The 12,740-nt window shown below is 31.5% G+C and carries 9 protein-coding genes; all 9 read right to left on the bottom strand.

Translation table 11 applies throughout. The features are described 5' to 3' along the window. Nucleotides 1-1,225, bottom strand: a 1,225-nt coding sequence (locus HKP59_RS12280) for an SLBB domain-containing protein (RefSeq protein ID WP_291807379.1), incomplete at its 3' end; no start/stop codon positions are given. A gap of 27 nt (nt 1,226-1,252) precedes the next feature. Further along, nucleotides 1,253-1,645, bottom strand: a complete 393-nt coding sequence (locus HKP59_RS12275) for a (2Fe-2S) ferredoxin domain-containing protein (RefSeq protein ID WP_291807378.1) — start codon at nt 1,643-1,645, stop codon at nt 1,253-1,255. Between the two features lie 28 nt (nt 1,646-1,673). Continuing rightward, nucleotides 1,674-2,771, bottom strand: coding sequence for a [FeFe] hydrogenase H-cluster radical SAM maturase HydE (gene hydE, locus HKP59_RS12270; protein ID WP_291807376.1), 1,098 nt, complete (start codon nt 2,769-2,771; stop codon nt 1,674-1,676). Beyond that, nucleotides 2,764-3,987, bottom strand: a complete 1,224-nt coding sequence (gene hydF, locus HKP59_RS12265) for a [FeFe] hydrogenase H-cluster maturation GTPase HydF (RefSeq protein ID WP_291807373.1) — start codon at nt 3,985-3,987, stop codon at nt 2,764-2,766. The genes hydE and hydF overlap by 8 nt, the downstream gene beginning before the upstream one ends. Before the next feature lie 47 nt (nt 3,988-4,034). Beyond that, nucleotides 4,035-5,462: a [FeFe] hydrogenase H-cluster radical SAM maturase HydG gene (gene hydG / locus HKP59_RS12260; RefSeq protein WP_291807372.1), complete on the bottom strand. Its 1,428-nt coding sequence runs from the start codon at nt 5,460-5,462 to the stop codon at nt 4,035-4,037. Nucleotides 5,463-5,973: 511 nt separating this feature from the next. Beyond that, nucleotides 5,974-7,095, bottom strand: a complete 1,122-nt coding sequence (locus HKP59_RS12255; protein WP_291807370.1) for a hypothetical protein — start codon at nt 7,093-7,095, stop codon at nt 5,974-5,976. A 16-nt stretch (nt 7,096-7,111) separates the two neighbouring features. Next, nucleotides 7,112-9,637 carry a TonB-dependent receptor gene (locus HKP59_RS12250; protein ID WP_291807367.1) on the bottom strand — a complete coding sequence of 842 codons (2,526 nt, stop codon included), beginning with the start codon at nt 9,635-9,637 and terminating at the stop codon, nt 7,112-7,114. 211 nt (nt 9,638-9,848) lie between these two features. Further along, nucleotides 9,849-11,420, bottom strand: coding sequence for a glucose-6-phosphate isomerase (gene pgi, locus HKP59_RS12245; protein WP_291807364.1), 1,572 nt, complete (start codon nt 11,418-11,420; stop codon nt 9,849-9,851). 10 nt (nt 11,421-11,430) lie between these two features. After that, complete coding sequence (locus tag HKP59_RS12240; protein ID WP_291807361.1) at nt 11,431-12,696, bottom strand: M23 family metallopeptidase; 1,266 nt, start codon at nt 12,694-12,696, stop codon at nt 11,431-11,433. Nucleotides 12,697-12,740: the final 44 nt, after the last annotated feature.

Raw genomic sequence — 12,740 nt, 5'->3', positions numbered from 1 at the left:
CAAAATCTATAGGTAGATCTAAATCTTTTTCGGTTAAACAACCTCCTGAAGGTCCTCCAGTTTGAGCTGCTTTAAATTTTTTATCATTCACTATTCCGCCACCAATATCATAAATAACCTCTCTTAAAGTTGTTCCCATAGGAACTTCAATAAGTCCAACATTGTTTATTTTTCCTGCTAGAGCAAAAACCTTAGTTCCTTTAGACTTTTCAGTTCCAATACTTGAAAACCATGCAGATCCTTTATTAATTATAGCTGGAATATTAGCCAGTGTTTCAACATTGTTTACGTTGGTTGGTTTTCCTAAATACCCCGAAACACTTGGAAATGGAGGTTTTAATGTTGGCTCTCCTCTCAACCCTTCCATAGAATGTATTAAAGCTGTTTCTTCACCACATACAAATGCTCCTGCTCCGTATTTTAATTCGATTTCAAAATTGAAATCTTTTCCAAAAATATTATGACCTAAAAGACCATATTCTTTGGCTTGATTTATTGCAATTTTCAATCGTTTTATCGCCAATGGGTATTCGGCTCTAATGTAAATTATCCCTTTTGTTGCTCCAATACTATATCCGCAAATAGCCATAGCTTCTAGAACAGAATGCGGGTCACCTTCAAGTACTGAACGATCCATAAATGCTCCAGGGTCACCTTCATCGGCATTACAAACTACATATTTTTGATCTGCAACACTATTACTTGTAATTTCCCATTTTAAACCGGTACTAAATCCTCCGCCACCTCTACCTCTTAATCCACTTTTTTTAATTTCTTGTACGGTTTCTTCAGGAGTAAGTTCTATTAAACATTTTGCAAGGGCATCGTATCCTTTTAATTCAATGTAATCCTCAATATTTTCTGGATCAATAAAACCACAATTACGTAAGGCAATTCTGTATTGTTTTTTAGCGGTTCCACTTATTTCATTTAAATCGTTATAAACCAATCGATCTACAATTCTATTGTTTAATAAATGTTCAATGATAATATCATCAATATCATCTTTTGAAACTGTAGAATACTCTACGTTGTCAGGATGAACAATTACATTTGGTCCCAAAGTGCATTTGTTAAAACAAACAGATAAAATAGCATTAATTTCGTTATCTAAACCGTATTCTTTTAGTTTATCATTTATATGTTGTACCAAATCAATATTTGAGGCACTTTGACATGAACTTCCGTTACAAACCAATAAACTCTTTTTATACTTATTACTCATTTTTATAATATTTTGAGTTTTATTTTACTACGTTGCTAATTCATAATTAATTGGAATAATCCCATCAACTAATTCGCCTTTTTTAATAAATTTTTCAATTATTTCATCGGCTTTTTTCACATCTACATAACCAAATACAATCGGTTTTTGGTTAGGTAATGTTATAGCTATAGTAGGTTCAGCGTAACAATAACCCATACAGCCAGTTTGTTTCACTTGTGCATTGATATTTCTTTTAGGCAATACTTCAATAAAAAAATCCATAATCTCTTTTGCTCCTGAAGCAATGCCGCAAGTAGCCATACCTATTTTGATTTGAATTTGTTTTGAATTACCATTTTCAATAAATAGTTTTTTGTTTCGCTCTTTTATAGAATTTCTAATTTTATTTAAATCTTCTACCGTTTTGACTATTCCCATAATCTTTATCTTTAGGTTTGATATTCTTTTATGAACTACTCAATTGTTTTTTATTTTTAAAAAAATGCTTAGAATCTCCCCATTCATTGTAACCAACTTCACTTCCAATCATGTTCATTCTTACATCAATACACGTATTACAGTCCGAAGCATTTTCATTTGTACACGGTTTGTCTTCATACAATTTATAGTTGTCTCGAAAACTTCCTGGTGTTATATTAGGCATTAATACATTTGCGCCAATTTTAATGGCTTTTTCTCTTCCAAAGTTGTCAATAGCTTGTAATGCTGTAGTTGCCGCTATGTTAATATCTTTCATTAGAATTCTTAAACAAGCAATCATATTATATGAAAGCGCTAGTCGTTTTTGTTTTGAAGCAAGCAAGTTTTTATCATTAAACAGCGGTGTATGTTGATGTTCTATGTACGGTCCCATTCCAACCATATCTACATTCATTGCTTTCATAAATAATAAATCATCGGCTAAATTCTCAATAGTTTGATTTGGCAAACCAATCATAACACCCGTTCCTAACTTAAATCCTGCCAGACGAATATTGTTTAATGCATCAATTCTATGCTGAAAGTTGTGCATTCTATTTTTTGGATGCAAATTTTTATATAGCTCACTATTTGAAGTTTCTATTCTAAGTAAATAACGATGAGCACCAGCATCAAACCATTCTTTATAAACCTCTAAAGTTTGCTCGCCTAATGAAATTGTAATCCCTAATTTTCCCTTACTTAATTTATTAATTTCATTTAACAGCGTTGTAATTTTAGAAATAAAAGGTTTGTCAGTTCGCTCTCCTGCTTGTAAAACAATACTTCCATAATTATTTTCTAAAGCGTATTGGGCACAATTTAAAACTTCACTATCTGAAATGGTATAACGTTTTTGTTGTGTATTTGATTTTCGAATACCACAGTACAAACAGTCTTTTACACAAACATTTGAGTATTCAATAAGACCTCTCAAATACACTTTATTTGTAGTAAATTTTTTAGTAATTTCTTTAGATTTTCTGTGTAACAAATCCCTGTTTTTACCTTCAGCATTTAGCATACAAACAAGGTCTTGTTTCGTTAAATTATCTTTATTTAGTATGTCTTTAAAATTACTCATGAATAACACTTTCATTTATCATAAAAGGTTCTATCGCCCTTTCTAAAATGCCATTCATATAGGCAATTGCGATTCCATAATTAGTTACGGCAATCTCTGCATCTAATGCAGGTTTTAATCTACTAATTAGTTGTTTTTTGGTAATCATACAACCTCCGCATTGAATCACTAAACTATAATCGGTTATCGGATTTTTTATTTCCGATAAACCTGCGGCTACATCAAATTCTAATTTCTTTCCACTAAAATTTCTAATCCAATTCGGTAGTTTAAATCTGCCAATATCTTCGCAGCTCACCTGATGTACACAAGATTCTAATATCAATATTTTATCACCGTCATTGAGCTTAGAGATTTTCTCAGCACCTTTAACATAATCTTCAAATGGACCTCGAATATGTGCAAAAAGAACACTAAAACCTGTAAGAGGAATGTTTCGAGGGATAATTTCACTAACATAATTAAAAGCTTGACTATCAGTAATAACAAGGTTAGGTTTAATATCGTTTTTACTAAAAAAAGCTTCCACTTCGGTTTCTTTTAATACAATATTTACCGCATTATTATCTAAAACATCTCTAATTGCCATAGCTTGTGGTAAAATCATCCTACCTTCTGGCGCTTCAGAGTCTACGGGTGTTATCAGCATTACAATATCATTTTTACCAATAATATTTCCTAATAGCGATGTTTTTTGATAGGCGTTTTGTGGTGTTGATATTTTTAGCAATTCTATGACTTCTGCAATATTTGAAGATTCTAAAACACTGCAAGTTTCTATGGGTGCTTTTGTGTGTTGCTTTATTTTGTTTAAGGTATTATTCGATAATTTTTCGACGTCTTCTTTATTATGAATGATTACATAGTCAACCTTATAATAATCGAATTTCTGAATTAATGTAAGTTCAAAAGAATCAAAAATATTATTAGAAATTAGAACAATTGCAAGATCAATATGTGCTATGGTTTCTTGTGTTTTTCGAATTCGTTTTTTACCTAATTCACCAGTATCATCAATTCCAGCAGTATCAACAAGTATTGCCGGTCCAATTCCAAAAATTTCAATCGATTTTTTAACAGGATCTGTTGTGGTTCCAGCAATGTCAGATATAATGGCTGTATCAGTTCCTGTTAAGGCATTTATAAATGAACTCTTTCCTACGTTTCTTCTTCCGTAGATTCCTATGTGTGGCTTGTTATCTTTTCCCTTATTCATATTAAAAAGTTGTATTCTAATTATTACTTTTTAAATTACCTTTTCAACTAATAAATCAAATCTCTTTTGCCTAATTTTACTTTTTCAATTTTGGCTATCAGTGATTTTTTTATTGTAGGGTTGTCAATTTTATCTATGTTTTTATAAATAACTCTCCAGCCTTTTTCAGCAGTTTCTTTATCGGCGTAATCAATAAGATATTCGGCTAAGGTTAAAATGGCGTTTGGAGTACAGAATTTTTTAATAAACCCAGGAACTGAAAATTCCATAAAATGTTCACCCGTTCTTCCAACTCTATAGCAGGCTGTGCAAAATGAAGGAATCATTTCTGATTCTAACAATTCATTGACGATTTCACTTAATGATCGTTCATCATTTAATTTAAATTGTTCTTTATTTAAGTTTTGTTTGCTGTTTAATGTTTTGGCATAACTTCCTAATTCTATTTTAGTTCCTCCATCTATTTGAGATACTCCATATTGAATTAATTCGCGTCTAAGAGCGGCTGGTTCACGAGCCGTAAGTATCATGCCCGTATAAGGAACCGCCAATCTTAATATGGCAATGAGCTTGGCGAAATCTTCATCAGAAACGGCATAACTCGTGTCTAAATCTAAACTTGCTGATTCGGTAATTCGTGGAAAAGAAATAGTATGCGGACCTACATTGTAACATGCTTCTAAATGATTTGTATGACGTACTAAAGCGAGCACTTCGTAACGCCAATCGTACAAGCCAAATAATACACCAATTCCCACGTCATCTAATCCAGCTTCTTGCGCTCTATCTAATGAGGTCAATCGATTTTCAAAATTTGCTTTTTTGCCTCCTAAATGATACTTTTTATAGGCTGTAGGATGGTAAGTTTCCTGAAAAATTTGGTAGGTTCCAATTCCAGCTTCTTTTACAGTTCTAAATCCTTCAATATCCATTGGAGCTGCATTTATATTTACTCTTCTTATTTCTCCATTTCCTTTTTTTACATTATAGGCAGTCTTAACTGTATTGGCAATGTATGTTGGAGAGTAATCGGTATGTTCCCCATAAACCAATACTAATCTTTTTTGACCATTTTCTTCTAATGCTTCAATTTCTGCAATAATTTCATTTTCATTTAACGTTTTACGTTCAGCATCAGCATTTGAAACTCTAAAACCACAGTACGAGCAATTATTCTGACATTCATTTCCAATATATAAAGGTGCAAATAGCACAATTCTATCACCATAAACTGTATTTTTTAAGGTTTTTGCACCTTCCTTTATGGTATCAATCGACTCTTTATCATTGGCATTTACCAACACAGCAACTTCCGATAAACTCAAACGTTGTTTGGATAACGATTTTGCAATTACCCTTTCTACATCCTCTTTAGTAGATGTTGTAGCATTAATAAAATTCCATATTTCCTGCTCATCAATAAATGGCTCCATTTTAACATCTGGTAATGTATATTTTTCAGGGCTAAACTTCATTTTTATAATTATTTAAAATATTACGATATTTATAATATTCACATCTAAATAGATAATTTATTTATGTATTTGATAATTATTACTGAAATAATTAATAATTACATTATAAATTATTATCTAAAGTTACAATTGTTACCGTCCTATTTTTATGATAAAAGTCATACTATGTACCGTTTTATATTTAGTTAACTAAATATTATTTAAAATTAAATATTCGGTAATTCGAAATCGTTTTAGGCTAAATAATTAGTGTAAATAATTCTAAATTATTGAAAACAACTTATTAATATTTGCTAAATAAAAGGGCTTATTTAGCTTAATGAAGTACTAAAAGGTAAGTAATGTGATGAATATGGAAACTGTTTAGGTGGAAATTAGTTGATTAGGAAGATTAAGCACCTTAGTTAGATTGTTGAAATCTACACTACTTTTTATATATTATTAATATGTATAAAAATAAAAAAAGGCTGTCTAATTAGACAGCCTTTTTTTATTGAGTATTTGTACAATCTTAGTTGTTGAGAATCCAAGATCCACCACTTTTTATAAGTTTCATATCTTCATTCCCTGTAGCCCCAGTATAAACAATATATGTAATCACATATTTTTGTCCTTCTTGAGCAGAAGGGTTTAAGTTATCTAAAACAAAATTAAAGCCTTCTACAAGCATATCGTCACTCCAATAATTTGAGCTTCCTTCACGTCTATCAAAGCTACCATAAGCAGCAACATTTGACGTAGGACCTGGGTAAGTAGCTCCTAAAGCATCTGTCATTGTTGTAATATCAGCACCAGTTAGTGTATATTTTATAGTATTATCTGGAACCCAAACATTTCCGTCGTGTCCAAATTTTACAGTTCCAGTTACCTCATTATTATATGCAGACCAATTAGCACCATCAAATATAAAATACTTAACATAGCTTTCTGTTACACCACCACCAACATATAATTTATACATAATAGCTTCAATGTCTCCAGCCGATTTGTCAGAATATTTAAATTTATCCTTTAAGAAAACTGGAATTTTAGCATCTGCTTCATCCTCGCTAGAAAAGTTAGGGTAACCTTCACCCATAGCTTCATACTCGTCTGAAGTAAAACCTTGAACAAAATTCCATTCACCATTTACAAATAAAAATCCATCATTTAATGTACTAACACTACCCGAGTAAAATTTGTACGTTAATGAAACTAATAATCTGTCCGCCGGAGATGGGTATAAATCATCTAATAATCTATAGACTTGATCCATATCGTCAAAGTTATTATACCTTGAAGTATCATCATAAGAGTCGTAGTCAGCAGTTGAAACTGTATAGATTTCTAAACTTCTTTCATCTCTCTTAGGAGCATATATTTGAAAAGATACGTTTGCTAATGAACCCTCACCCCAAACAGGATATTTATCTGCTAATAAATCTGGAATCATTGCTTTTGCATCTTCTTCCGAGTTAAAGGTTCCGTAACCTAAATCTAAAAAGTCGTAATCGTCATCAGACATGGCAAATTCAACTTCACCACTTATAACACTCTCTTGTGCATCTAATGCATCGTGAATATCTTCCATTGGATCACATGCTGTTGTAAAAACTAGCATTGATGCCATGAATAAATAAATAAGTTTTTTCATTGTTTATATTTTTTAATTAAAAATTAATTCTTGCACTAATATTGAAGGTTCTTCCGAATCCATACCATACTAATACTGTTTCATCAATAGACCCAGCACCATCTCTAGCATCTGCAATATATTGAGTATCAAATACGTTGTTCATTCTACCAATTAATGTGGTATCTAAGTCACCAATTTTAAAAGAGTGTCTTATACTCATATCAAATGTAGTATAATCTGGAGCTTCCCAAGCTTGTGGTCCTGCCGTAGATCTTGAAACAGGGTCATAACTAGCAAATAAATCTGCAAAGTAGTTAAAATCAACTGTAAAGTTTGTTTTATCTAATACTTCATAATCAAATCCTAAAGCAGCAGTTGTTTGAGCAGCATCAGATACTTTCAATCCATCAATTACTAAGTTAACTGTTTGAACTACATTTTGATCTTCATCTAAAATATTCACATTTTCGATGTTATTACTCCAAGCCCAATCACCTATAGAAAGCATACCATATGCAGAAAATTTGTCATTTGGTCTGTATGTAAAATCAACTTCTATACCTTGGTGAAGCGCATTAACACCTTGCAGATTGGCAAATCCTAAAGTACCATCAGGATTTTGAAAAGAACGAGATAACGTTCTATCTTTCCATTCAGTTCTGTAAATATTTACATTTGCAGCAAAACTTTCACCTCTAAATCCATATCCCAATTCTGCACTAAAAATCTTTTGGTTCTCAGCTTGATCATTAATTTCTTCGTTATTAAAATTTGGGAAAACCGCATCGAAACCTGGAGCTTTTTCAAAGTATCCAATATTTGCAAATACATTGTGTTGATCAGAAAGATTATAGTTAGCACCCCCTTTTATCATATAACCTGCAAAATTATATTTATCAGTTTCACGAAGTGGATCAGAATCTAAATATTGAAAGTAATCAACTCTTCTATAAGAAGTATTAGAATAAGCAGCTGATACAAAACCAGCAATATCTTCATTGTCATACTCTAACTGAGCAAATAAACCTTGCCATCCAACTTCACCATCATTATTGTAGGACATTTTATCTCCAACTTGTAATGCTTTATTCGGGTTGTTTACGTCACTAGTCCCTAAAGCATAGTCAGCTCCTAATAAATCGGTAACTTCTCTAAAGTGTTCTCCAACATAAGTTCTTAAATCTAAACCTGCTACAAATGATAAATTGTCGTTTAATTCTGTTTTGTAGGTAGACAACATACCAAACCAACTGTGGTCATTTCTTGAAGCTCTTAAATAAGCTGCAGCTCCTAAAGAACCATTTGCACGGTTGATGTCAACAATATTATCAATATCTATTGGTTGGTCATCACCACCAATTCTTTGTTGGAATAAACTAGCGTCACCAGCAGTACCTCCACCACCTCCTGAACCCCAAGAAGCGTAAAGAGCAGTTGATAAATCTGATTTTTCGTTAATTGTCCAGTAATGGTTTAAAGAAGTTTGTGATTTGTGGTAGAAGTTATCTTCAACATTCACAACGTTTCCGTCTCTTAATCCCCAGTCTGGGTTAAATTTTATACCACTTTCAGCATCTCTATAACGAGAAATAAGACTTTGATTTTGTCTTTGTCCGTGTCTTTGTGGTGCACCAAATGAAGTCAATGATAATTTATGGTCATCACCTAATTGTTTAGAAATGTTTACAAAATAGTTGTAACCTTCAAATTGAGTACCATCAATATATCCATCACCTTTAGTTTTGGATGCAGAAACTGTTGCAGCAAATCCATTATCTAATAAGCCTGTTGAAACAGTAGCTCCATATTTTTGGTAACCATCATTACCAACACTAGTGTTGATAGATCCACCTTTTTCAATATCAGTAGTTTTAGATAAGATGTTTACAGTACCACCAATTGCTGGTACAGCAACTTTAATAGCACCTAAACCTCTTTGAACCTGCATAGCACTTGTTACATCAGAAAGACCTGCCCAGTTACTCCAGTATACTCTACCGTTTTCCATGTCATTAACAGGTACACCGTTAATTAACACGGCTACATTTTCAGAGTTAAACCCTCTTAAATTTAATCTACCATCACCAAATCCACCACCTGACTTAGTAGCATATACACCTGGTGTAGATTTTAAAATTTCAGGAAATTCTTGAGATCCTAATTTATTTTCAATAACATCAGCTTTTACAGTTGAAACTGCAACAGGAGTTTTTCTATCTACAGCAAAAGATGTTGCAGTAATTACAATCTCATCTAAAGATTCTGCAGAAGGTTTTAAAGCAATAGTACCAAAATTTTTGTTACCATTAAATGTAAATGATTTTGTTTCATACCCTACAAATGAAACTAAAATAGTACCGTTAGTACTTGAAGTTTCAAATGTAAAATTCCCATCAAAATCAGTTGAGGCTCCTGCTTGGGTTCCTTGAAGAACTACAGTAGCACCAGGTAATGGTTGATTTGTTTCATCAACAACTTTACCAGTAAGTTTGGTTTGTGCAAAAATGACAGATGTTGAAATCAACATAACTACCACTAGCCAATTTTTAAAATTTCTCATTGTTTATTTTAATTTGAATTAAATGTTTGTGCAAAAATGCACCTTTTTATTGATTTATCTTTATTAACTTATTGTTAAGTTTTAACAAAAAATTAAGACTATTAAAAGTAATAAAAATCGCCCTTAAAACTGATTTACATTGGTTTAAATGTTAACAGTTTATTAACAGATGATTTTTTTAGAGTATGGTTGCTTTTTTTAAAGTTAAATTTTAGCTTTTTTTATACAACTTTTGTGCTAATTCCTTACCTAATTCAACTCCAAACTGGTCATAGCTATAGATATTCCATATAATTCCTTGAACAAATATTTTATGCTCATAAAATGAAATTAGACTACCTAATGTTTTAGGAGTTAGCTTTTTTATCAAAATAGAAGTGCTTGGTTTGTTCCCTTCAAAAATTTTATAAGGTAATAAAGTGGCAATTTCACTTATTTTACCTTGCGTTTTTAAATCTAAATGTACCTCTTCTTTTGTTTTTCCTTCGGCTAGTGCTTGTGTTTGTGCAAAAAAGTTCGCCATTAATTTATCGTGATGCTCTTTATTACCATATAAGGATTCTTTGTAGCCAATAAAATCTGCAGGAATTAATTTTGTTCCTTGGTGCAGTAATTGCATAAAAGCATGTTGGGAGTTTGTACCTGGGCTTCCCCAAATTACATTTCCAGTTTGATAGTTTACCGGCTCTCCATTTCTATCTACACTTTTACCATTACTTTCCATAATAGCCTGTTGCAAATAAGAAGGTAATTTATTTAAGTATTGAGTATATGGGAGAATAGCTTCTGTTTCAGCATTAAAAAAGTTAGTATACCAAATACCAATTAAACTTAAAATTACAGGTGCATTTTTTTCAAAAGGTGTGTTTTTAAAATGTTCATCCATTTCAAAAGCACCAATTAATAAATCTTTAAAATTAGTAAAACCTACAGCTAAACTAATTGAAAGCCCAACGGCACTCCATAAAGAAAAACGGCCGCCGACCCAGTCCCACATTGGGAAAATATTTTCAGAAGCAATTCCAAAGTTTTTAACCGTTTCTAAATTGGTTGAAACCGCAACAAAATGTTTAGCAACATCATTATTTGAAGCAGTTTGTAAAAACCATTTTTTAATTGTAGTTGCATTGGTAAGCGTTTCTTGTGTAGTAAATGTTTTTGATACAATTACAAAAAGCGTAGTTTCTGGATTTAAATTTTTAATTACTTCTTGAACATGGTCTCCATCAATATTTGATACAAAATGTACATTTAAACGATTTTTGTAATATTTTAAGGACTCTACAACCATATCTGGACCTAAATCTGAACCTCCAATTCCGATATTTACAACATCAGTTATTGATTTTCCAGTATATCCTTTCCAATCTCCTGAAACTACTTTATTAGTAAACCCTTCGATTTTTAAAAGGGCTTCTTTAATTTCAGGAACAATGTTTTGACCATCAACTAAAACTTCGTGGTTGGTTTGATTTCTTAAAGCAGTATGTAGAACGGCTCTTTTTTCAGTTTGATTAATTATTTCTCCTGAAAATTGAGCTTCAATAGCACTTTTTAAATCAACTTCTTGTGCTAATTCAAGAAGGTATTTAATGGTTTCTTCGGTTATTCTATTTTTTGAATAATCAAATTCAAAGTCGTTAAAGTTGATTGTAAATTTATTTTTTCGCTTACTATCATTTAAGAATAACGATTTTATATGGGTATTTTTAACTTCGTTGTAATGCGTTGTAAGTTGTTTCCAAGACTTTGTTTCAGTTGGATTTGTATTTTTCATGGTCATTGTAAAAATCTTAAGCGTTTAATTCTTCTTCTTGATTTGTTATTTCCTCATCTAATATTGGATATTCAATAGTATCTAATTCCATTTTTAAAGGAGAAATAAATTCAAAATATGCTGGTTTAACAGCTTCATTCATTGGTTTAGCCGCAGGTAATTTTTGTTTGTATGGGTCAACTTGCTTTCCGTTTTTCCAAAATCGATAGCATACATGAGGTCCAGCAGTATTTCCTGTCATTCCAATATATCCAATGACTTCACCTTGTTTTACCACATCACCAACCTTAACAGCTCTTTTACTCATATGTAAATACTGAGTACTGTAGGTTGCATTATGACGTATTTTAACATAATTACCATTCCCACCTTTGTATCGTGATTCTGTTACGGTTCCATTTGCAGTAGCCATAATTTCTGTTCCAATTGGAGCTGCATAGTCAGTACCTTTATGCGGTCTAACTTTATTTCCATAGTAGGCAATTTTTCTTCTCAAATTATACCTTGACGAAATTCTGCTAAATTTAACTGGCATTTTTAAAAATTGACGTCTTAAGTTAGTGGCTTCATCATCAAAATAATCTGGAATATTTAAGGTAGAGTCTGCTACATATTTAAAAGCATAAAATGGTCTTTCACCATGTTCAAAATAAGTAGCTTTTACTTCACCTATTCCAACAGGTACCGTATCATTTATATATAGTTGTTCGTAGATTATTTTAAACTTGTCATTTTCTTGAAGTTTTGAGAAGTCAATTGTCCAAGCATAAATATCATCAGCCATTTTCATCCATAAGTATGAACTTAATCCTTGCTCTTCAACAGCATCTGATAAATTACTTTTAATAATTCCAGCAGCAGTTTTAATTACTTTTTTAACAGGCTTTTTAGCATTGTATGCAGTAATTATAGAATCTTTAAAGTCTATTACAGTATACCTAACTTTTGAATGCTTATAAATAAACACTTGAGCTTGTTCAGTAGAATCTTTTTTTGCTAAGATGGTATAAGGGATTCCGCTTTTAATTTTTCTAACGTTAAAAGTGTCTTTTATTTTAGAAACAATTTCCAATACTTTAGGGTACTCTATATGGTTATGATCTAAAATTTCACTAAAATTTTGACCTGGCTTAATAGTATCATTTATAACTTTATAATCATTTAATATAAACCCATATTCTGTAACTATTTTGGGTGGTTCAGGAATTACTTCAATTGCTTTTTTTTCTTCTTTACAAGCAAATAATATGAGAATAACAAAAAGAGATACGAATTTTTTCAAAGGGTGTTTTTTCACGAATTAATAAAGTTCAAAAAATTAAAACG

This window comes from Lutibacter sp. (genome assembly GCF_013041805.1).
Lineage (GTDB): Bacteria > Bacteroidota > Bacteroidia > Flavobacteriales > Flavobacteriaceae > Lutibacter.
The sequence above is the reverse complement of the archived record's forward strand: the minus strand, read 5'-3'. Positions and strand labels throughout refer to the sequence as shown.

What these genes read in the sequence shown, in the direction of transcription:
- HKP59_RS12275 (WP_291807378.1), bottom strand. Translation starts at nt 1,645, where the DNA reads ATGGGAATAGTCAAAACGGTAGAAGATTTAAATAAAATTAGAAATTCT.
- hydE (WP_291807376.1), bottom strand. Translation starts at nt 2,771, where the DNA reads ATGAGTAATTTTAAAGACATACTAAATAAAGATAATTTAACGAAACAA.
- hydF (WP_291807373.1), bottom strand. Translation starts at nt 3,987, where the DNA reads ATGAATAAGGGAAAAGATAACAAGCCACACATAGGAATCTACGGAAGA.
- hydG (WP_291807372.1), bottom strand. Translation starts at nt 5,462, where the DNA reads ATGAAGTTTAGCCCTGAAAAATATACATTACCAGATGTTAAAATGGAG.
- HKP59_RS12255 (WP_291807370.1), bottom strand. Translation starts at nt 7,095, where the DNA reads ATGAAAAAACTTATTTATTTATTCATGGCATCAATGCTAGTTTTTACA.
- HKP59_RS12250 (WP_291807367.1), bottom strand. Translation starts at nt 9,637, where the DNA reads ATGAGAAATTTTAAAAATTGGCTAGTGGTAGTTATGTTGATTTCAACA.
- pgi (WP_291807364.1), bottom strand. Translation starts at nt 11,420, where the DNA reads ATGACCATGAAAAATACAAATCCAACTGAAACAAAGTCTTGGAAACAA.